This is a genomic window from Janibacter sp. FSL W8-0316, from assembly GCF_038004165.1.
GTDB classification, from domain to species: Bacteria; Actinomycetota; Actinomycetes; order Actinomycetales; family Dermatophilaceae; genus Janibacter; species Janibacter indicus.
In genome coordinates, this window is the sequence record NZ_JBBOQX010000001.1 from 702,398 (window position 1) to 721,959 (window position 19,562).

Annotated in this window: 16 protein-coding genes; 5 read left to right on the forward strand and 11 right to left on the reverse strand. The window is 69.9% G+C overall.

What is annotated here, in order from left to right:
* Window positions 1-12: 12 nt before the first annotated feature.
* Window positions 13-3,108: an excinuclease ABC subunit UvrA gene (gene uvrA, locus NYE39_RS03465; protein WP_404813241.1), complete on the reverse strand. Its 3,096-nt coding sequence runs from the start codon at window positions 3,106-3,108 to the stop codon at window positions 13-15.
* A 71-nt stretch (window positions 3,109-3,179) separates the two neighbouring features.
* Between uvrA and NYE39_RS03470 the strand changes: the two genes are divergently transcribed.
* A complete protein-coding gene (locus NYE39_RS03470; RefSeq protein ID WP_072624698.1) occupies window positions 3,180-4,994 on the forward strand; it encodes a glycoside hydrolase family 15 protein in 1,815 nt (604 codons plus the stop codon).
* Window positions 4,991-5,668, forward strand: coding sequence for an MBL fold metallo-hydrolase (locus NYE39_RS03475; protein WP_192910312.1), 678 nt, complete (start codon window positions 4,991-4,993; stop codon window positions 5,666-5,668). Before NYE39_RS03470 ends, NYE39_RS03475 begins: the two co-directional genes overlap by 4 nt.
* A 3-nt stretch (window positions 5,669-5,671) precedes the next feature.
* Here NYE39_RS03475 and NYE39_RS03480 read toward each other — a convergent pair whose 3' ends face one another.
* A complete protein-coding gene (locus tag NYE39_RS03480; protein ID WP_192910314.1) occupies window positions 5,672-6,298 on the reverse strand; it encodes a LysE family translocator in 627 nt (208 codons plus the stop codon).
* A 23-nt stretch (window positions 6,299-6,321) separates the two neighbouring features.
* Between NYE39_RS03480 and NYE39_RS03485 the strand changes: the two genes are divergently transcribed.
* Entirely contained in the window at window positions 6,322-7,209 is an 888-nt protein-coding gene (locus tag NYE39_RS03485) for an EamA family transporter (protein WP_072624701.1), read from the forward strand.
* Window positions 7,210-7,289: 80 nt separating this feature from the next.
* Here the strand turns inward: NYE39_RS03485 and NYE39_RS03490 are convergent, their stop codons facing one another.
* From NYE39_RS03490 to coaE, 4 genes are all read right to left on the reverse strand, one after another.
* Window positions 7,290-8,279, reverse strand: coding sequence for a TerC family protein (locus tag NYE39_RS03490; protein ID WP_072626219.1), 990 nt, complete (start codon window positions 8,277-8,279; stop codon window positions 7,290-7,292).
* A 248-nt stretch (window positions 8,280-8,527) separates the two neighbouring features.
* A complete protein-coding gene (gene uvrB / locus NYE39_RS03495) occupies window positions 8,528-10,618 on the reverse strand; it encodes an excinuclease ABC subunit UvrB (protein ID WP_072626220.1) in 2,091 nt (696 codons plus the stop codon).
* 33 nt (window positions 10,619-10,651) lie between these two features.
* A complete protein-coding gene (locus NYE39_RS03500) occupies window positions 10,652-11,005 on the reverse strand; it encodes a hypothetical protein (RefSeq protein WP_341011850.1) in 354 nt (117 codons plus the stop codon).
* Entirely contained in the window at window positions 11,005-12,213 is a 1,209-nt protein-coding gene (coaE, locus tag NYE39_RS03505) for a dephospho-CoA kinase (RefSeq protein ID WP_072624703.1), read from the reverse strand. Before coaE ends, NYE39_RS03500 begins: the two co-directional genes overlap by 1 nt.
* Window positions 12,214-12,274: 61 nt before the next feature.
* Here coaE and NYE39_RS03510 point away from each other — a divergent pair, with 61 nt between their 5' ends.
* Window positions 12,275-13,567 carry a hemolysin family protein gene (locus tag NYE39_RS03510; RefSeq protein WP_341011851.1) on the forward strand — a complete coding sequence of 431 codons (1,293 nt, stop codon included), beginning with the start codon at window positions 12,275-12,277 and terminating at the stop codon, window positions 13,565-13,567.
* Between the two features lie 67 nt (window positions 13,568-13,634).
* Here NYE39_RS03510 and rpsA read toward each other — a convergent pair whose 3' ends face one another.
* Complete coding sequence (gene rpsA, locus NYE39_RS03515; protein ID WP_192910317.1) at window positions 13,635-15,125, reverse strand: 30S ribosomal protein S1; 1,491 nt, start codon at window positions 15,123-15,125, stop codon at window positions 13,635-13,637.
* Window positions 15,126-15,272: 147 nt separating this feature from the next.
* On the opposite strand from rpsA, the gene NYE39_RS03520 reads away from it, so the two are divergent.
* The gene (locus NYE39_RS03520) at window positions 15,273-16,112 is read left to right on the forward strand and encodes a class I SAM-dependent methyltransferase (protein WP_341011852.1); all 840 of its coding nucleotides are present in this window, start codon (window positions 15,273-15,275) and stop codon (window positions 16,110-16,112) included.
* Window positions 16,113-16,181: 69 nt separating this feature from the next.
* On the opposite strand, the gene NYE39_RS03525 is transcribed toward NYE39_RS03520, so the two are convergent.
* The 4 genes from NYE39_RS03525 to NYE39_RS03540 all read right to left on the reverse strand — a co-directional run bounded on the left by NYE39_RS03525 (window position 16,182) and on the right by NYE39_RS03540 (window position 19,537).
* Window positions 16,182-17,225 (reverse strand): DUF3068 domain-containing protein, encoded by a 1,044-nt coding sequence (locus NYE39_RS03525; RefSeq protein WP_341011853.1) that lies wholly within the window; start codon window positions 17,223-17,225, stop codon window positions 16,182-16,184.
* Between the two features lie 76 nt (window positions 17,226-17,301).
* Complete coding sequence (locus NYE39_RS03530) at window positions 17,302-17,928, reverse strand: D-glycero-alpha-D-manno-heptose-1,7-bisphosphate 7-phosphatase (RefSeq protein WP_341011854.1); 627 nt, start codon at window positions 17,926-17,928, stop codon at window positions 17,302-17,304.
* On the reverse strand, window positions 17,889-18,467 hold the full coding sequence (locus NYE39_RS03535; protein WP_341011855.1) for a D-sedoheptulose-7-phosphate isomerase: 579 nt from the start codon (window positions 18,465-18,467) through the stop codon (window positions 17,889-17,891). Before NYE39_RS03535 ends, NYE39_RS03530 begins: the two co-directional genes overlap by 40 nt.
* A 26-nt stretch (window positions 18,468-18,493) precedes the next feature.
* On the reverse strand, window positions 18,494-19,537 hold the full coding sequence (locus NYE39_RS03540) for a GHMP family kinase ATP-binding protein (RefSeq protein WP_192910325.1): 1,044 nt from the start codon (window positions 19,535-19,537) through the stop codon (window positions 18,494-18,496).
* Between the last annotated feature and the right edge of the window lie 25 nt (window positions 19,538-19,562).

The following is a 19,562-nucleotide window of genomic DNA, read 5'->3' on the forward strand; positions in this document are numbered from 1 at the left end:
CTTCCCGCTCTGTCAGCCGGCCTTCTTGGCGCGTCGGGCCGCTGCGGTCGCCTTGCTCGAGACCGTCGCCTTCGTCTTGGCCGGGGTCCTCGCGGCAGCTGTCTTCTTCGTGGCTGCGGTCTTCTTCGCAGCGCTCTTCTTCTTGGCCGTCGCCTTCTTGGCGGAGGGCGGAGTGCCCTCAACGAGCTCGCCGACGATCGGCTGCGTGGCGCTCTTGGCGAGGACCGGGGCGAGGAACTGCCCCGTGAAGGACTCTGGGACGGAGGCCACCTGCTCGGGGGTGCCGGTGGCGACCACGGTGCCTCCTCCGGAACCTCCTTCGGGGCCCATGTCGACGACCCAGTCGGCGCACTTGATGACGTCGAGGTTGTGCTCGATCACCAGGACGGTGTTGCCCTTGTCGACCAGCCCCTGCAGGACGAGCAGCAGCTTGCGGATGTCCTCGAAGTGCAGGCCGGTCGTCGGCTCGTCGAGCACGTAGATCGTGCGGCCGTTGGAGCGCTTCTGCAGCTCCGCAGCCAGCTTGACGCGCTGTGCCTCACCACCGGAGAGCGTCGTCGCCGGCTGCCCGAGTCGGACGTAGCCGAGCCCCACGGCATTGAGCGTCTTCATGTGCCGCGCGATCGCCGGGACCGCGGCGAAGAAGTCCTCGGCCTCCTCGATCGGCATGTCGAGCACTTCGGCGATGTTCTTGCCCTTGAAGTGCACCTCGAGCGTCTCGCGGTTGTAGCGCGCACCGTGGCAGACCTCGCACGGCACGTAGACGTCCGGCAGGAAGTTCATCTCGATCTTCAGGGTGCCGTCACCGGAGCAGGCGTCGCAGCGACCGCCCTTGACGTTGAAGGAGAAGCGACCGGGCTGGTAGCCACGAACCTTGGCCTCGCTCGTGGCGGCGAAGAGCTTGCGCACGTGGTCGAAGACCCCGGTGTAGGTCGCGGGGTTGGACCGCGGGGTGCGCCCGATGGGGCTCTGGTCGACGTGCACGACCTTGTCGAGGTGCTCCAGACCGGTGACCGTCTTGTGCCGGCCCGGGACCCGCCGGGCGCCGTTGAGCTTGTTGGCCAGGACGTTGTAGAGGATGTCGTTGACGAGCGTCGACTTGCCGGAGCCCGAGACGCCCGTGACGGCGATGAAGTTGCCGAGCGGGAAGTCGACCTCGACCCCGGCGAGGTTGTGCTCGCGGGCGCCCTTGACCGTCAGCTCACGGCCCGGTTCCTGGGGCCGGCGTACCTCGGGGACCGGGATCTCCAGCTCGCCCGCGAGGTAACGGCCGGTGACCGAGCGCTCGCTCGTCAAGAGCTCCGCGAGCGGGCCCGAGTGCACGACGTGCCCCCCGTGCTCACCGGCGCCCGGACCGATGTCGACGACCCAGTCGGAGGCCGCGATGGTGTCCTCGTCGTGCTCGACGACGATGAGTGTGTTGCCGAGGTCGCGCAACCGGGTCAGCGTCTCGATGAGTCGGTGGTTGTCCCGCTGGTGCAGACCGATGCTCGGCTCGTCGAGCACGTAGAGCACGCCGACGAGGCCCGACCCGATCTGCGTGGCCAGACGGATGCGCTGGGCCTCGCCGCCCGACAGCGTGCCGGCCGCGCGCGACAGGGAGAGGTACTCCAGACCCACGTCGAGCAGGAACCCGAGTCGGGCGTTGATCTCCTTGATCACCTGCTCGGCGATCTGCCGCTCACGGTCGGAGAAGTCGACGGTGTCGAGGAAGCCTGCGGCCTCACGGATCGACAGTGACGAGACATCGGCGATGCTGCGGCCACCGACGAGGACGGCGAGCGACTCGGGCTTGAGGCGGGTGCCCCGGCAGGTCGGGCACGGGATCTCCCGCATGTAGCCCTCGTACTTCTCCCGGCTCCAGTCCGACTCGGTCTCGGTGTGGCGGCGCTTGATGAAGGGGATGACCCCCTCGAAGCCCGTGCTGTAGGAGCGCTCCCGGCCGAAGCGGTTGCGGTACTTGACGTGCACCTTGTGGTTGCGCCCCTCGAGGAGCGCCGTGCGGGCGCGGCTCGGAAGAGCCCGCCACGGGGTGTCCATGTCGAAGCCGAGGTCGTCGCCCAACGCGGCCATGGTCCGCTGGAAGTACTGCGCCGACTGCGTGCCCTGGGCCCACGGGGCAATGGCGCCCTCGGCCAGCGTCAGGTCGTCGTCGGGCACGACGAGCTCAGGATCGACCTCGAGCTCGGTGCCCAGACCCGCGCACTTCGGGCAGGCGCCGAAGGGAGAGTTGAAGGAGAAGGAGCGCGGCTCGATCTCGTCGATGTTCAGCGGGTGGTCGTTGGGGCAGGCCATCGTCTCGGAGTAGCGGCGCTGTCGCTGCGGGTCGTCCTCGTCGAGGTCGACGAAGTCGATGACGAGCACGCCCCCGGCGAGCCCCAGCGCGGTCTCCACCGAGTCGGTGACCCGCTGCTTGGCGGCCCGGTCGTCCGGCCCCTTGGACACGAGGCGGTCGACGACGACGTCGATCGTGTGCTTGACCTGCTTTTCGAGGGTGGGGGGCTCGGCGAGCGAGACCACCTCGCCGTCGACCATGGCCCGGCTGTAGCCCTTGGTCCGCAGCTCCGCGAAGAGGTCGACGAACTCGCCCTTGCGAGCGCGGACCACCGGCGCGAGGACCTGGAAGCGGGTGCGCTCCGGCAGCTCGAGCAGCCGGTCGACGATCTGCTGCGGACTCTGCCGGGTGATCGGCTCGCCGCAGACCGGGCAGTGCGGCCGCCCGACGCGCGCGAAGAGCAGACGCAGGTAGTCGTGGACCTCGGTGATCGTGCCGACGGTCGAGCGCGGGTTGCGGTTGGTCGACTTCTGGTCGATGGAGACCGCCGGCGACAGGCCCTCGATGAAGTCGACGTCCGGCTTGTCCATCTGGCCGAGGAACTGCCGGGCATAGGCCGACAACGACTCGACATAGCGGCGTTGGCCCTCGGCGAAGATCGTGTCGAAGGCCAGCGACGACTTGCCCGAGCCGGACAGACCGGTGAAGACGACGAGCGAGTCGCGCGGGATGTCGACGTGGATGTCTTTGAGGTTGTGCTCACGGGCCCCCTGGACGACGATCCGGTCGTGCAGGCGGGAGCCAGAAGCCTTGGCAGCAGTCACGCCCTCCACCTTAAGTGGCGCCACCGACAACGCCGCCAGGCCTCCGGCGAGGCGGCCGCTGCAGGGCCTAGCCTGTCCGGATGAGTACCCCGATCGAGGACTACGCCGCCATCGGTGACACCGAGACCGCCGCCCTGGTGTCGAAGGGGGGATCCGTCGACTGGCTCTGCCTGCCCCGGTTCGACTCCTCCTCCTGCTTCACCGCGCTGCTCGGCACCCCCGAGCACGGTCGGTGGCTCATCGGGCCGGTCGGCGAGGCCACGACGACCCGCTCCTACCGCGGCGACTCCTTCATCCTCGAGACGATCCACCGGACGGCGACCGGCGCAGTCCGGATGACCGACCTCATGCCGCTGGGTGACGGCCGGGCCGACCTCGTCCGCATGGTCGAGGGCCTCGAGGGCGAGGTCGAGATGGAGCACGAGTGGGTCGTGCGCTTCGGTTACGGCCGCATCCGCCCCTGGGTCGCGCACTCCCCCGGCCACGAGCTCGACAGCGAGGTCATCACCGCCATCGCCGGCAACGACATGCTCGTCCTGCGCGGCTCCCGCCTGCCGCGCCCCGAGGGCGACCACCACCGCGACCGCTGGACCGTGCGCGCCGGCGAGCACTACAACTTCTCCACGACCTGGTTCGCTTCCTACAAGGCCATCCCCCCGCCGCTCGACATCAGCTCCCGCATCCAGGCCACCCACGAGCGCTCGTCGCAGTGGGCCTCCCGCTGCACCTACGAGGGCCCCTACCGGGCCGAGGTCATCCGGTCGCTCCTCACCCTTCGCCTGCTCACCGACACCCGCCGAGGCGGCATCGTCGCGGCCGCGACCACCAGCCTTCCGGAAGACTTCGGCGGCGTGCGCAACTGGGACTATCGCTACTGCTGGCTGCGCGATGCCTCGCTCACGCTCGAGGCCCTCCTGAAGTCGGGCTACGTCGGCGCGACCAAGCTCTGGCGCGACTGGCTCGTCCGGGCGATCGCAGGGAGCCCCGAGGACATGCAGATCATGTACGCCGTCGACGGCGGACGCGAGCTACCCGAGCGCGAGCTCGACCACCTGCCCGGCTACGCCGGCAGCCGCCCCGTGCGCATCGGCAACGGCGCCGTCGACCAGAAGCAGACCGACGTCCTCGGCGAGGTCATGATCGCCCTCGAGGACGCTCGCGCCCAGGGTCTGCAGGAGTCGCCCCAGTCGTGGGCCGTGCAGCGCTCCCTCGTCAACAACCTCGCCGAGCACTGGGACCAAGCCGACAACGGCCTGTGGGAGATCCGTGGTCCCCTGCGCCACTTCACCCACTCCCGGGTCATGGTCTGGGCAGCCTTCGACCGGGCCATCCAGGCGGTGGAGGTCCACGGCTACGAGGGCGAGGTCGAGCTCTGGCGCGACCTGCGTGAGCGGGTCCGCGCCGACGTCCTCGACCGCGGCTGGAACGACGCCAAGCAGACCTTCACCCAGCACTACGACACCGACGAGGTCGACGCCTCGCTCCTGCTCATCCCGATGGTGGGCTTCCTCCCGCCGAACGACCCGCGGGTCCTCGGCACCGTCGCCGCGGTCGAGCGCGACCTCATGCGCGACGGGTTCCTCCTGCGCTACCGCACGGAGAGCGGTGTCGACGGGCTCGCCGGCGACGAGCACCCCTTCCTCGCCTGCTCGTGGTGGCTCGTCAGCGCGTATGCTCTCACCGGTCAGCTCGACAAGGGCCACGCGCTGATGCAGCGCCTGTGCGGCCTGCTCAACGACGTGGGTCTCGTCGCCGAGGAGTACGACGTCGAGGGCGACCGCCAGGCCGGCAACTTCCCGCAGGCCTTCAGCCACCTGACCCTCATCGGCGCCGCCTACGCCCTGCGCGATGCCGAGGCCGCTGCTGCCGCCACCGACGAAGGAGACCCCTCATGAGCGCCCCCACCGACACCTACGACCCGGACGTCCAGCCGGGCGGGCCCTGGTCGACCCGCGAGCTGGCCCACCTGACGATCCGCAAGATGGCCGTCTCGCAGATGCACAACAACGTCTACCTGCTCACCTGCCGCGCCACCGGTGAGCAGCTGCTCGTCGACGCCGCGGACGAAGGGGAGCGCATCCGTGAGCTCGTCGCCGCCGGTGGGTCAGGTCTCGCCCAGCTCGTGACGACGCACCAGCACTGGGACCACGTCCGCGCCCTCGAGGAGACCGCGCAGACCTTCTCCCCCACGACCCAGGCGGGCGCGGACGACGCCGACGCCCTGCCGCTCGCGCCCGACGTGCGCCTGCAGCACGGCGACACCGTGCGCTTCGGCGAGATCACCCTCGCCGTCGTCCACCTGCGCGGGCACACCCCGGGCTCGGTGGCCCTGGCCTACGACGACCCGCAGGGGCACACGCACCTCTTCACCGGGGACAGCCTCTTCCCCGGCGGTGTGGGCAACACCAAGATGGAGGGGCAGAGCTTCGACGCGCTCTTCGCCGACGTCACCCAGCGGGTCTTCGACGTCTACGACGACGACACCTGGGTCTACCCCGGCCACGGCTCCGACACCACCCTCGGCGCCGAGCGCCCGCACCTCGCCGAGTGGCGCGAGCGCGGCTGGTGACGGTCAGTGGGTCGTGGCGACCTTGGCGCTGAAGCCGATCATCGCCGCGCCCATGCCCCCTTCGATCCGTCGACGCACCCGCGGGGCGGACAGGAAGGAGCGGGCCCGGTCGGCAAGCAGCACGACCGTCGAGAGGTAGACGGAGCCGAGGGCCACGAGGCTCAGGGCGTAGAGGGCGAGGACGGGCAGACCGGCGCCGTCACCGACGAACTGCGGCAGCACGGCGAGGTTGAAGGCCAGCACCTTGGGGTTGGTGATGTTGCACAGGAAGCCTTGGGCGAAGAGCCGACCACAACCGCCACGCCCGCGTGACTCCGGCTCCCGGGCGGCCTCCGCCGAGAAGTCCCCGCGCCAGGCCGTCCACAGCGCGTGGCCTCCCAGCCACAGCAGATAGGCCGCACCCACCCACTTGACCGTGAGGAAGAGCGGCTCGCTGGCGACGATGATCGCACCCAGACCACCGGCTGCTAGCAGGCCCTGCACGGCGCCCGCACAGCTGACTCCGGCCATGGTCAGCAGCCCGGCACCACGCCCGCGGACGAGCGCGGCACGCAGGGTGAGTGCGGTGTCCGGACCCGGGGCGATCGTGATGACGAGGACCAGGGCGAGGAAGGACAGATAGGTCGCCATGGGGCGAAGACTAGGGTGACGCCGTGAGTCGTGTCGATGCCGTTCCAGCCCCGCTCCTCGTGCTCGCCGGAGTGGTGTCGGTCCAGTTCGGCGGTGCCCTCGCCGCGACCCTCGTCCCGCAGATCGGCGCCGCCGGATCCGTCGTCCTGCGCCTGCTCATCGCGACCGCGCTGCTCCTGCTCTTCGCCCGACCGAGATGGCGCGGTCACCGCCCCCGGGACTGGGCCACCGTCGGCTGCTTCGGGCTGGCGCTCGGCCTGATGAACTTCGCCTTCTACGCCTCGCTCGGGCACCTGCCGATCGGCGTCGCGGTCACCATCGAGTTCATCGGACCCCTGACGCTCGCAGCCGTGCTCTCCCGCCGCCCCCGCGACCTCCTCGCGGTCGCCGCGGCCGGCGTCGGGGTCGTGCTCATCTCGCAGGCCCTCAGCCTCCCCTTCGCCGACCTCGAGCGCACCGGTATCGTGCTGGCGCTCCTCGCGGGTGCCTGCTGGGCCGCGTACATCGTCTTCTCGGGTCGGACCGGTGCGGCCTTCCCCCAGCTGGAGGGACTGGCGCTGGCCATGGTCGTGGCGACCGCCGTCGTCCTGCCCTTCGGCATCTGGGACGTGAGCGTCCACGGCACCTCGGCCTGGGACGGCACCGTCCTGCTCAAGGGACTGGGGATCGCCGTGCTCTCCTCGGTGCTGCCCTACTCCCTCGAGCTGCTCGCGCTGCGGCGGCTGACCCCCGCCGTCTTCGGGATCCTGCTCAGCCTGGAGCCCGCGGTCGCCGCGCTCGCGGGTCTGCTGGTCCTCGGTCAGAGGCTCGACCCGATCCAGCTCACCGGGATGGCCCTCGTCGTGCTCGCCAGCTTCCTCGTCCTCGGTCTGGGCGCCAGCCGGAGGCGTCAGCCGGACCTGCCCGCCTGAGCACCACCCGCGACGGCAGCGCGAAGGGGGTGGCGCACCTGACGGTGAGCCACCCCCTCGAGGTGCGGTCGGGCGCCCGGTCAGTGACCGGAGTCGATGCCCTGCTTGGCGTCCCGGTTGGACTTCCAGAGGCTGGCCGCCGTCGTCACGCCGAGGATGACCACGATCGCGCCGAGCGAGACGGTGATCGGGATCTCCGGGACGCTCACGTGCTCGCCGCCGTTGATGAAGGGCAGCGTGTTCTCGTGGAGGGCGTGCAGGATGAGCTTGACGCCGATGAAGGCGAGCAGGACCGACAGACCCAGGCTCATGTAGACGAGCTTCTTCAGCAGGCCACCGATGAGGAAGTAGAGCTGCCGCAGACCCATGAGGGCGAAGAGGTTGGCCGTCAGCACGATGTAGGGCTCCTTGGTGAGGCCGTAGATCGCCGGGATGGAGTCGAGCGCGAACAGCAGGTCAGTCATGCCCAGCGCGATGACGACGATGAAGATCGGGGTCGCGACGCGCTTGCCGTTCTCCTTCGTGAAGAGCTTGGAGGACCACTCGGTCGTGCTCGGCACGGTGCGCTGGAACCACTTGATGATGCCATTGGGCTCCCAGTCGTCATCCTCGTCGTGGCTCTCGGTCGCGAGCTTGACGGCGGTGTAGATGAGGAAAGCGCCGAAGATGTAGAACACCCAGGCGAACTGGTTGATCGCGGCCGCGCCGACGAAGATGAAGATCGTCCGCAGGACGATGGCGATGATGATGCCCCAGAGCAGCGCGGTCTGCTGGAAGCGTCCGGGGACCCCGAACTTCGCCATGATGATGATGAAGATGAAGAGGTTGTCGATCGAGAGCGAGTACTCTGTCAACCAGCCGGCGAAGAACTCGGTGCCGCGCTCACCACCCTCGGCGTACCAGAGGCCGAGCCCGAAGACGACGGCCGCCGAGACGTAGATCCCGAGGATGGTCGCGACCTCGCGCGTGGAGGGCACGTGCGGGTTGCGGGCGACGTGGATGACGTCGAAGGTGAGCACCGCCGCCGCGACAGCGAGCGTCAGCAGCCACGCCCAGGTCGGCACGTCCATGGTGCCGCCGCTGATGATCGCGGGTTGGAGAGTGGAGATGGTGGGCAAGGGGAACCTTCCGGACAGGGGTCACGCGTCCGGAGGTCTCTCCCACCCGTGTGGGCCGATGCCCCGGGTCGGCGGACCGACCGTGCTGACGAGACACCGCTGGGGGATACTCCCCTCCGCTGGCTTCTCGAAGTCTCTCACGTCACACCACGCGGTGCGGGTAACGCGAGCCATCTAGGACCAGGACCCGTGGTGACGCCCTAGCGGGTCGCGGCCGTCATCTGCCGCAGCTCCTTCTTCAGGTCGCCGATCTCGTCGCGCAGCCGGGCCGCCAGCTCGAAGTGCAGGTCGGTCGCCGCCTGGTGCATCTGGTCGGTGAGCTCCTGGATGAGTCTGGCCAGCTCGCTCGCCGGCAGGTCGCGCTCGCGCCGCGCCGCGCTCTCGTCCGCTGCCGCAGAGCTCTTGCCCTTGCCGCGGCTCTGGCTGCGCCCCGAGCCGAGCAGCGCATCGGTGTCGGCGTCCTCGCGCTGCAGCATGTCGGTGATGTCGGCGATCTTCTTGCGCAGGGGCTGCGGGTCGATGCCCCGCTCGCGGTTGTAGGCGATCTGCTTGTCGCGGCGGCGCTGGGTCTCGTCGAGCGCCTCCTGCATCGACGGGGTCACCTTGTCGGCGTACATGTGGACCTGGCCGGACACGTTGCGCGCTGCACGACCGATCGTCTGGATGAGCGAGCGGGCACTGCGCAGGAAGCCCTCCTTGTCGGCGTCGAGGATGCTCACGAGCGAGACCTCGGGCAGGTCGAGACCTTCACGCAGGAGGTTGATGCCGACGAGGACGTCGAACTCGCCCAGCCGTAGCTCGCGCAGCAGCTCGACCCGACGCAGGGTGTCGATGTCGGAGTGCAGGTAGCGCACCCGCACACCCTTGTCGAGGAGGTAGTCGGTGAGGTCCTCGGCCATCTTCTTGGTCAGGGTGGTGACGAGCACCCGCTCGTCGCGCTCGGCACGCTCACGGATCTCGTGGAGCAGGTCGTCGATCTGCCCCTTGGTCGGCTTGAGCACCACCTCGGGGTCGATGAGGCCGGTCGGGCGGATCACCTGCTCGACGTGCCCGTCGGCCTTGGCCATCTCGTAGTCGCCCGGCGTGGCCGAGAGGTAGACCGTCTGACCGATGCGCTCGAGGAACTCCTCCCAGGTGAGCGGACGGTTGTCCATCGCGCTCGGCAGGCGGAAGCCGTGGTCGACGAGGGTGCGCTTGCGGGAGGCGTCACCCTCGTACATCGCGCCGATCTGCGGCACCGTCTGGTGTGACTCGTCGATGACGAGGAGGAAGTCCTCGGGGAAGTAGTCGAGCAGGCAGTTGGGCGCCGAGCCGGGAGAACGCCCGTCGATGTGCATCGAGTAGTTTTCGATCCCCGCGCAGCTGCCGACCTGGCGCATCATCTCGATGTCGTAGGTCGTGCGCATGCGCAGCCGCTGCGCCTCGAGCATCTTGCCCTGCCTCTCGAGCGTGGCCAGCTGCTCCTCGAGCTCACGCTCGATGCCGGTGATCGCCCGCTCCATGCGCTCGGGGCCGGCGACGTAGTGGGTCGCCGGGAAGACGTGCACGGTCTCCTCCTCGCGGACCACCTCACCCGTCAGCGGGTGGAGGGTGTGGATGGCCTCGATCTCGTCGCCGAAGAACTCGATCCGGACGGCGAGCTCCTCGTAGACCGGGATGATCTCGACCGTGTCGCCGCGCACCCTGAAGGTGCCGCGGGTGAAGGCCAGGTCGTTGCGGGTGTACTGCATCGTGACGAACTGCCGCAGCAGCTCGTCACGGTCGATCTCATCACCGACGCGCAGGCTGACCATGCGGTCGACGTACTCCTGCGGGGTACCGAGGCCGTAGATGCACGACACGGAGGCGACGACGACGACGTCGCGACGGGTCAGCAGGCTGTTGGTGGCGCTGTGCCGCAGCCGCTCGACCTCCTCGTTGATCGAGCTGTCCTTCTCGATGTAGGTGTCGGTCTGCGGGACGTAGGCCTCGGGCTGGAAGTAGTCGTAGTAGCTGACGAAGTACTCGACGGCGTTGTTGGGGAGCAGCTCGCGGAACTCGTTGGCCAGCTGGGCAGCCAGCGTCTTGTTGGGCGCCATGACGAGCGTCGGCCGCTGGACCTCCTCGATGAGCCAGGCCGTCGTCGCCGACTTGCCCGTGCCCGTCGCACCGAGCAGGACGATGTCCTCCTCGCCCGCGCGCACCCGCCGCGCCAGCTCGGCGATCGCGGTCGGCTGGTCGCCGGCCGGCTCGTACTCGGAGATGACCTCGAAGGGAGCCACCGTGCGTTGCAGATCGGTCACTGGGCGCATGACGTCCACGGTATGTCACGCCACCGACAAGGCTCAGAAGTCGACCGGGTGCTCCTCGACCCCGTCGCCCGCGTCGCCGGCGCGGATCGTGCGCCAGTGCCCACCGGGGCCCCGCCGCAGCGTCCACCGCCCCAAGGAGGCGACGGGCACCAGCGCGTCGACGAGCGCCCGCACGGCGTCCTCGGCCTCGTCGTCCTCGGCGGCGTCGTGGCTGCCGGTGACGAGGAACCTCAGGTGGATCTGCGGCTGACCCCGGACGAGCTCGACCGAGCGGTCCTCGACCCGGTGCCCCACGGCGAGCAGCTCCTCCGCCCGCGGCAGCAGGTCCTCCGGCGCGTATCCCGGCACCACCCCGTGCACGTCGATCGCCACGCGGTACGAGGGCATCAGCGAGTCTCCGGGGTCCAGCCGCTCTCGCGGGCCCAGACCTCGAGTCGCTCGTGGATCCCGTCGAACCACGGTTCCTTGGCCTCGGCGTAGTCCTCCATCGACAGCCGCCGCGCCTCGACCCCCCGCTTGACCGCGGCGTACTCCTCGCGCGCAGCCGGCTCGGCGCGCAGCCAGTCGCGGAAGAGCAGGGCCCACCGCCAACCCGGAGAGCCCACCTCACGCACGTGCAGGTGCACCGCGACGCCCGGGTCGCAGTTGCCGTGGAACCGCTTGGGCCACTCCTGCGGCTCCTGTCCGTCGACGCGCGGCGTGTCCGCCAGGTAGCCCGCGACCCGCGGGTACCCCGCCGCCGTGAGGGCCGCGACGAAGTCCTCCTCGTCGGCATCGGCCAGCGAGGAGACCCCCACCTGCAGGTCGAGCACGTCCTTGGCCACCAAGCCGGGCACGGCCGTGGAGCCGATGTGGTCGAGCGTCACGGCCCGCTCCCCGAGTGCGTGCCGGATCCTCGCCAGGTGGCGCGCGGCCTGCTCCGGCCACGTCGGGTCCGGGTCGGAGAGGGTGATGACCGGCTCGCGCTCGCGTCGACGCCCGGCGGCGAGGTTGTCGGCGAAGGGGGTCAGCCGCTCCTGCCAGAGCCGGTCGACCTGCGCCACGAGCTCCTCGGGCGTGCCGTTGTTGTCCAGCAGCACGTCGGCGGCGGCGCGACGTTGCTCGTCGGTGGCCTGGGCGGCGATCCGCGAACGGGCCTCCTCCGGCGGCATCCCCCGCAGCTCGACGAGGCGCTGCAGCCGGACCTCCTCGTCGGTGTCGACGACGAGGACGAGGTGGTACTCCCCCGCCATCGCCTTCTCGACGAGCAAGGGCATGTCATGGACACCGATCGGCGTGCCGGCCTCCTCGGCCTGCGCGAAGTACTTCGCCGTCCGGCGCCAGATCGCCGGATGGGTGATGCCCTCGAGCGCGGCGAGCGACGCCGGGTCGCCGAAGACGACCCGGCCCAGGGCGGGGCGGTCCAGGGCCCCGTCGGGCCCGAAGACCCGCTCCCCGAAGCGCTCCCGGATCTGCTCGAGTGCCGGCTCCCCCGGCTCGACGACCTCACGGGCGATCTTGTCGGCGTCGACGACGACCGCCCCGAGCTCGGCGAGCCTGGCCGACACCGTCGACTTCCCCGACCCGATCCCGCCTGTCAGTCCGATGCGCAGCATGAGCCCGATCCTAGGCCGGGCCGCCGGCCCGCACGTCGTCCTCCATCGGTAGCGTCAGTGCGTGGACACACAGACCTTGGTCAACCTCCTGCTCGTCCTGCTCTTCGTCCTCGTCGGGGGTGTCTTCGCCGCGACCGAGATGGCCATCGTCACCCTGCGCGAGGGGCAGGTGCGCGCCCTCGAGGCCGGCGGTGAGCGCGGGCGCCGTCTCGCCGATCTCGTGCGCAACCCCAACCAGTTCCTGTCCGCCGTGCAGATCGGTGTGACGGTCGCCGGCTTCTTCTCCTCGGCCTACGGCGGCTCCACCATCGCGCCCGACCTCGTCCCGGGTCTGGTCGCCATCGGCATTCCCGAGGGAGCCGCGGCGACGGTCGCGCTGGTGGCCATGACGCTGCTCATCGCCTATCTCTCACTCGTTCTGGGTGAGCTGGTCCCCAAACGACTGGCCATGCAGCGCAACCTCGCCTTCACCCGGGTCCTCGGCCCTCCCCTCGGCGTCTTCGCGATGCTCGTGCGCCCGGTGATCTGGCTGCTGTCGGTCTCGACCAACGCCGTGATGCGCCTCGTGGGCGGTTCCACCTCCGCCGAGGAGGAGGAGATGACGCCCGAGGAGATCCGTGACCTCATCGAGGGTCATCAGGGTCTGCACCCCTACCCGCGGCGGATCCTCACCGACGTCTTCCGCGCGGGTGACCGGCCCCTGGCACGGGTCCTGCGCCCCCGGACCGACATCGAGTTCCTCGCCGGCGACCTGAGCGTCGAGGAGGCCATCGCACAGGTGGTGCACTCCTCCCACTCCCGCTTCCCCGTCACGGGCCGCGACGTCGACGACGTCACGGGTTTCGTCCACATCCGTGACCTCATGCGCGCTGACCCGGCCTCGCGTGCGACGACGCAGGTCAGAGATCTGGCCCGGCCCATCCTCGCGCTGCCCGACAGCCTCGACGTCCTGCCTGCGCTGGCCAGGCTGCGCGGCGACAAGCAGTCCCTCGCCCTCGTGGTCGACGAGTACGGCGGCACCGCCGGCATGGTGACGATGGAGGACCTCGTCGAGGAGGTGGTCGGCGAGATCTACGACGAGTACGACACCGGCACCGACCCCGAGGACGCCACGCACCACCGCGGGGAGGTCGTCGTCGTCGACGGTTCGCTCAACGTCGAGGAGCTGTCAGAGCTCATCGGGACTGACCTCTCCGGCGAGGACGTCGACACCGCCGGTGGCCTGGTCATGGCTCGACTGGGCCGCGTGGCCAAGGTCGGTGACGTCGTCGAGGTCGCCGGCCACCACCTCGAGGTCATCGGGGTCGACGGTCGTCGCGTCGCGCGCCTACGGATGACACCCGCCGAGGACTGAGGCGTCGACGCATGACGAAGGGGGCGCCGCACCGGATGGTGCGACGCCCCCTTCGACAAGCCTCGGGTCAGTTGCCCGTGAGCTTCTCGCGGAGCGCGGCCAGGGCCTCGTCGGAGGCCAGGGTGCCCTCGCTCGTCGGGGCCGGGGCGCCGGCGCTCGGGGCGGGGGTGCTGTCCGAGCTGTACGAGGTGGCGGCGACAGAGTCGGCACCGCCCTCGGCGGCAGCGGCGTCGTCGGCCGCGGCCTTCTCGATCTGGGCGCGGTGGGCCTCCCAGCGGGCGTGGGCGTCGGCGTACTGCTTCTCCCAGGCCTCGCGCTGGGCGTCGTAACCCTCGAGCCACTCGTTGGTCTCGGGGTCGAAGCCCTCGGGGTACTTGTAGTTGCCCTGCTCGTCGTACTCGGCGGCCATGCCGTAGAGCGTCGGGTCGAACTCGGTGAGGTTGGCGCCGTCCTCGTTGGCCTGCTTGAGGCTCAGCGAGATGCGGCGACGCTCGAGGTCGATGTCGATGACCTTGACGAAGATCTCCTGACCGACGTTGACGACCTGCTCCGGCAGCTCCACGTGGCGCTCGGCCAGCTCGGAGATGTGGACCAGACCCTCGATGCCGTCCTCGACCCGCACGAAGGCGCCGAAGGGAACGAGCTTGGTGACCTTGCCCGGGACGACCTGACCGATCGCGTGGGTCCGGGCGAAGTGCTGCCACGGGTCCTCCTGCGTCGCCTTGAGCGACAGGGAGACACGCTCGCGGTCCATGTCGACGTCCAGGACCTCGACGGTGACCTCGTCGCCGACCTCGACGACCTCGGACGGGTGGTCGATGTGCTTCCAGGACAGCTCGGAGACGTGGACGAGACCGTCGACGCCACCCAGGTCCACGAAGGCACCGAAGTTGACGATCGAGGAGACGACGCCGGAGCGGACCTGCCCCTTCTGGAGCTCCTTGAGGAAGGTCGTGCGGACCTCGGACTGCGTCTGCTCGAGCCAGGCACGGCGCGACAGGACCACGTTGTTGCGGTTCTTGTCGAGCTCGATGATCTTGGCCTCGATCTCCTTGCCGACGTAGGGCTGGAGGTCGCGGACGCGACGCATCTCGACGAGGGAGGCGGGGAGGAAGCCACGCAGGCCGATGTCGAGGATGAGACCACCCTTGACGACCTCGATGACGGTGCCGGTGACGACGCCGTCCTCTTCCTTGATCTTCTCGATGGTGCCCCAGGCGCGCTCGTACTGCGCGCGCTTCTTGGACAGGATGAGTCGGCCTTCCTTGTCCTCCTTCTGGAGGACGAGGGCCTCGACGCTGTCACCGACGGTGACGATCTCCGAGGGGTCGACGTCGTGCTTGATGCTCAGCTCACGCGAGGGGATGACACCCTCGGTCTTGTAGCCGATGTCGAGGAGCACCTCGTCGCGGTCCACCTTGACGATGTGACCCTCGACGATGTCGCCGTCGTTGAAGTCCTTGATCGTGGCGTCGATCGCGGCGAGAAGATCTTCCTCAGTGCCGATGTCGTTGACGGCGATCTGAGGGGCGGTCGTGTCGACCGTGCTGGCAGTCATGTAGTAGGAACTCCGATTGTGGACAGTTGATCTCGATGGACGGGTGCTGCAGCACCCGGGTGCCCGGGTGGGCACACAAAGCGCTTGTCCATCCTAGTGCTACCGGGGCGAAGGGAGCAAAACCGCCCGTCGACTAGCGTCCACCCCATGGATGAGGGCTTCACGACGACCGGTCCGGCCACGCCGGACGACGTCCTGCGCCGCGAGAGCGCACAGGAGGAGACGGTCACCGCCAACCGCGGGTGGTGGGACCGTGAGGCGGACGACTACCTCGCCGAGCACGGTCGCTTCCTCGGCGACGCCGACCTCGTGTGGGGCCCCGAGGGCTGGACCGAGGAGGACCTGCACGTCCTCGGCCCGGTCGAGTCGCTCGCCGACCTGACGGTCCTGGAGTTCGGCGGCGGGGGGGCGCAGGGCGCCCGCTGGTGCGCCAAGCACGGCGCCCGGGTGGTCTCGACCGACCTGTCGGCCGGCATGCTCGCCACCGCCGCGACGCTCAGCGCCCGCTCCCCCGGCCCGGCGCCACTGCTCGCCCAGGCCGACGCGACGCGACTCCCCTTCGCCGACGGCAGCTTCGACCTCGTCTTCTCGGCGTACGGCGCGACCCCCTTCGTCGCCGACTCCGCCGCGCTCATGGCCGAGCTGGCCCGCGTGCTGCGACCGGGCGGGCGCCTGGCCTTCTCGACCTCGCACCCGATCCGGTGGGCCTTCCCGGACGTTCCCGGGCCGGAGGGCCTCACCGCATCCGGCTCGTACTTCGACGAGACGCCCTACGTCGAGTCCACCGACGGCCGCGCCACCTACGTGGAGCACCACCGCACGACGGGCCACCGGATCGCCGAGATCGTCGACGCGGGTCTCGTCCTCGAGGCCCTGCTCGAGCCGGAGTGGCCGCCGGACAACACCGAGACCTGGGGCGGCTGGTCACCACTGCGCGGTGCGCACCTGCCCGGGACGGCGATCTTCGTCGCCCGTCGCCCCGGCTGAGAGGTCGGGGCCCGGCACGCCGCGGCGCCTCCACCCCGTGCCGGGGTGGAGGCGCCGCGATCGCGAGCGTCAGTTGCCGTGCAGGTCGCTGCGGCGAACCGTCGTCTCGTCGGGGCCGGAGTTGCCGAAGACCGGGTCGGGGCCGCGGTCGACGTAGGCCGGCTGCTCGTCGAGGCGGCTGCGGCGGCCGATGAGCACCGACAGCAGCAGTCCGGTCAGCAGCAGGAGGACGCCCAGGATCGCGAAGACGATCGGGAAGGTGCTGTGGACCATGTCGAGCAGCGAGGACTTCGACTTGTAGTCCTCGACGTTCTTGTCGACGGTCTCCTTGGTGAACTTGGAGGTCGTCTCGAGGGCGGTGAGGGACTTGCCGTTGTGGCGGAACTCCTGGTTCTGCTCCTCGACGCGGTCGATGACGACGCCCGTCACCGGGTCGACCCAGAAGGTGCGCTTGTTGGAGTAGTAGCGGTCGGCGTTGACGGCACCGGAGCTGTCCGAGCCGCCGAAGAGGTTGCCGGGGAGCTCACGCGTGGCGTACTTGGTCTCGGGGACCTCTTGGGTGAACTTGTAGACGTTCATCCCCTGCAGGTCCTCCTCGCCCTCGAACTGCACGGGGAAGGACTTGCCGACCGTGCTGTCCCACCAGCTGTAGGAGCCGTCCTTCTGGGTGTCGAAGGGGAACTTCACGAGCAGGCCGTCGCGCTTGACCTCCTCGCCGTTCTTCGACTCGCCGCAGCAGTTGACGGCCTCACCGGTGTGCCGGTCGAAGACGTAGACCTCGGTGCTGCCGTCCATCGGGATGTTGTCGCCGTTGTTGTCGCTGATCTGACCGCTGTTCCACACGGCCAGGTCGCGGCCCGACTCCTCGGAGGCGGCCTCGGCGGCCTGCGGGTCCCCGATGATGCGCGCCGTCGTCGTCAGCTCGCCCTCGGCGGGACGCACGTTGTCGGCGCCGAAGAACTTCGCGTTGGGGTCCTGGACGATCTGCGTGGTGTTCTGGTCGTTGGGGACGACCGCCAGCTTGGGGTAGGCATAGAACCGGAAGAGCAGCCCCATGGTGAGAATGAATGCGCCGACGCCCATGATGATCGCCGGCAACAGGTACTTGCGCACGAGTTGACCCTCCTTGGCCCTATGAAACTTACCGGACAGTAGCACTTTGCTGGCACCTGAGCAGCCGCGCGACAGCCTAGGGGACGTGGCCTTCGCCACGCTGCACGACACTCCCCCGGACCGACGGCGCGAGAAGGCGGGCGACCTCGGCGAGATCGCGTGCCGCCGAGACCTGCTCGGTCCGCATCCCGAGACCCGCCGCCGGCTCGAGGTCGCTCGGCATGTCCCCCACCATGACGCAGCGCTCGGCGCGCGCCCACGGCGCCCTTGACAGGGCCTCCCGGAAGAGCCCGTCGAGCGGCTTGCGGCAGCGGCAGGCCCCCGGCTCGTGGGGACAGACGACGACGGCGTCCAGCCTCCCGCCTGCCGGCGCGAGGAGCGCGTCCAGCTGCCGGTGGACCGCCACCAGCCCCTCCCGCGACAGCAGCCCCCTGGCCACGCCTCGCTGGTTGGTCACCAGGACCGTCCGGCACCCGGCACGCGTCAGCCGGGCCACGCCGTCGGCCGCCCCGGGCAGCAGGAGGAGCTCCTCCGGCGCGGTGACGTAGCCGTCGGGGATGCGCACGTTGATCGTGCCGTCACGGTCGAGCAGCACGAGGTCGAAGGGGGCTCCGTCGCCGGGAGGAGCGAGCTCCTGCGGGCCGAACCACCACGGCTGCGGGGTCAGCCCGACTCCTGCATCGACAGGTCGACGGCCTCGCACCAGGCGTGCGCCCACAGCATGTGGACCTCCTGGATCCGCGGCGTCTCCGTCGAGGGGACGACGAGCAGGTGGTCGGCGAGGTCGGCCTGGCCGGCCCCCTTGGCCCCCACCATGAAGATCGTCGTGACCCCGCGGCGCCGGGCCTCGGCGAGGGCGGCGACGACATTGGGGCTGGTGCCTGACGTGGACATCGCGAGCAGCACGTCACCGGGCCGGCCGAAGGCCTGCACGCCGCGCAGGAAGACCTGGTCGAAGCCGTAGTCGTTGCCGATCGCCGTGAGCGAGGAGTGCGACTCGGCGAGGCTGATCGCCGGCAGCGGGTGCCGGTCGTGCACACACTTGCCGAGGAACTCCGCGGCGACGTGGCTCGCGATCGCCGCCGACCCGCCGTTGCCGGCGACGAGGAGGGTGCCGTCGGCGTGCAGGGCGTCGACGACGTCACGCCCGGCCGCCTCGACGGCGGCGACCAGCCCGGGCTCGGCGATCTCGCGCGCGAGCTGCGCCCACGCGGCGATGCCCGCGCCGAGCTGTCGGGTCACTAACGAGTGGTGAGCCTCGGTGGCCGTCATTGCTGTCCCTTCCACGTGGTCACGCCGTGCTTGGTGAAGGTGAACTCCGAGACGGTCAGACCGAGCCGGATGAGCTCGTCGGCGACGACGTGACGCTTCTCGAACTCGCAGATGAAGATCATGTGGCCGCCACCGCCGGCGCCGGTCACCTTGCCGCCGAGCGCACCGTGCGCGAGCGCGTGCTCGACCGCCTCGGAGATCAGCGGGGTGGTGATCCGCGAGGACATCCGCTGCTTCTGCTGCCAGGCCTGGCCGAGGAGGTGACCGATCTCGTCGACACGACCACGCAGCAGGGCCACGCGCATCGCGTCGGCGAGGTCGCGCTGCGCCCGCAGACCGGCGATGGCGTCCTCGTCGCCCGTCTCGTAGCGGGAGACCTGGTCGGCGATGATGTGGTCGCTCACCCGCGTGCGGCCGGTGTAGGCGAGCAGCATGTTGTGCTCGAGCTCGTGCACGGTGTCGGGGCGCACCCGCAGGGGGTTGACGACCACCTGGCCGTCCGTGCGGAACTCCATGAAGTTGAAGCCGCCGAAGGCCGCGGCGTACTGGTCCTGGTAACCACCGGGGATCGCCAGGTCCTCGCGCTCGAGCCGATAGGCCAGCTCGGCCGTCTCGTGCGGGCCGAGGTCGAGACCGCAGTGGCGGGCGACGAGCTGGATGACGGCGACCATCACGGCGCTCGAGCTGCCCAGGCCGGAGCCGGGTGGGGCGTTGGTGTGCAGGAAAAGGTCGAACCCGTCGGAGGGCATCGCTCCCTCGAGCGCCATGATGCGGGCGATCGCCGCCTTGGGCAGGTCCAGCTCCCCGCCGAGCTCGAAGGGGGTACCGATGTCGTAGCCGATGCTCGTCCCGTAGTCGTGGGACTCGACGGTGATGTGCCCGTCGGTGCGCGGACGCAGCGTCGCGTAGGCATAGCTGCCGATCGTGGCGCTCAGGACGGCGCCGCCCTCGCGCTCGGTGAAGGGTGCGACGTCCGTGCCACCCCCGGCGAAGCTCACCCGCAAGGGTGCACGGGCCCGCAGGACAGGGCGCAGGGTCATCGCGGTCCTCTCGAGCAGGCAGAAT

What these genes read in the sequence shown, in the direction of transcription:
- NYE39_RS03470 (WP_072624698.1), top strand. Translation starts at nt 3,180, where the DNA reads ATGAGTACCCCGATCGAGGACTACGCCGCCATCGGTGACACCGAGACC.
- NYE39_RS03475 (WP_192910312.1), top strand. Translation starts at nt 4,991, where the DNA reads ATGAGCGCCCCCACCGACACCTACGACCCGGACGTCCAGCCGGGCGGG.
- NYE39_RS03480 (WP_192910314.1), bottom strand. Translation starts at nt 6,298, where the DNA reads ATGGCGACCTATCTGTCCTTCCTCGCCCTGGTCCTCGTCATCACGATC.
- NYE39_RS03490 (WP_072626219.1), bottom strand. Translation starts at nt 8,279, where the DNA reads ATGGACGTGCCGACCTGGGCGTGGCTGCTGACGCTCGCTGTCGCGGCG.
- uvrB (WP_072626220.1), bottom strand. Translation starts at nt 10,618, where the DNA reads ATGCGCCCAGTGACCGATCTGCAACGCACGGTGGCTCCCTTCGAGGTC.
- NYE39_RS03500 (WP_341011850.1), bottom strand. Translation starts at nt 11,005, where the DNA reads ATGCCCTCGTACCGCGTGGCGATCGACGTGCACGGGGTGGTGCCGGGA.
- coaE (WP_072624703.1), bottom strand. Translation starts at nt 12,213, where the DNA reads ATGCTGCGCATCGGACTGACAGGCGGGATCGGGTCGGGGAAGTCGACG.
- rpsA (WP_192910317.1), bottom strand. Translation starts at nt 15,125, where the DNA reads ATGACTGCCAGCACGGTCGACACGACCGCCCCTCAGATCGCCGTCAAC.
- NYE39_RS03520 (WP_341011852.1), top strand. Translation starts at nt 15,273, where the DNA reads ATGGATGAGGGCTTCACGACGACCGGTCCGGCCACGCCGGACGACGTC.
- NYE39_RS03540 (WP_192910325.1), bottom strand. Translation starts at nt 19,537, where the DNA reads ATGACCCTGCGCCCTGTCCTGCGGGCCCGTGCACCCTTGCGGGTGAGC.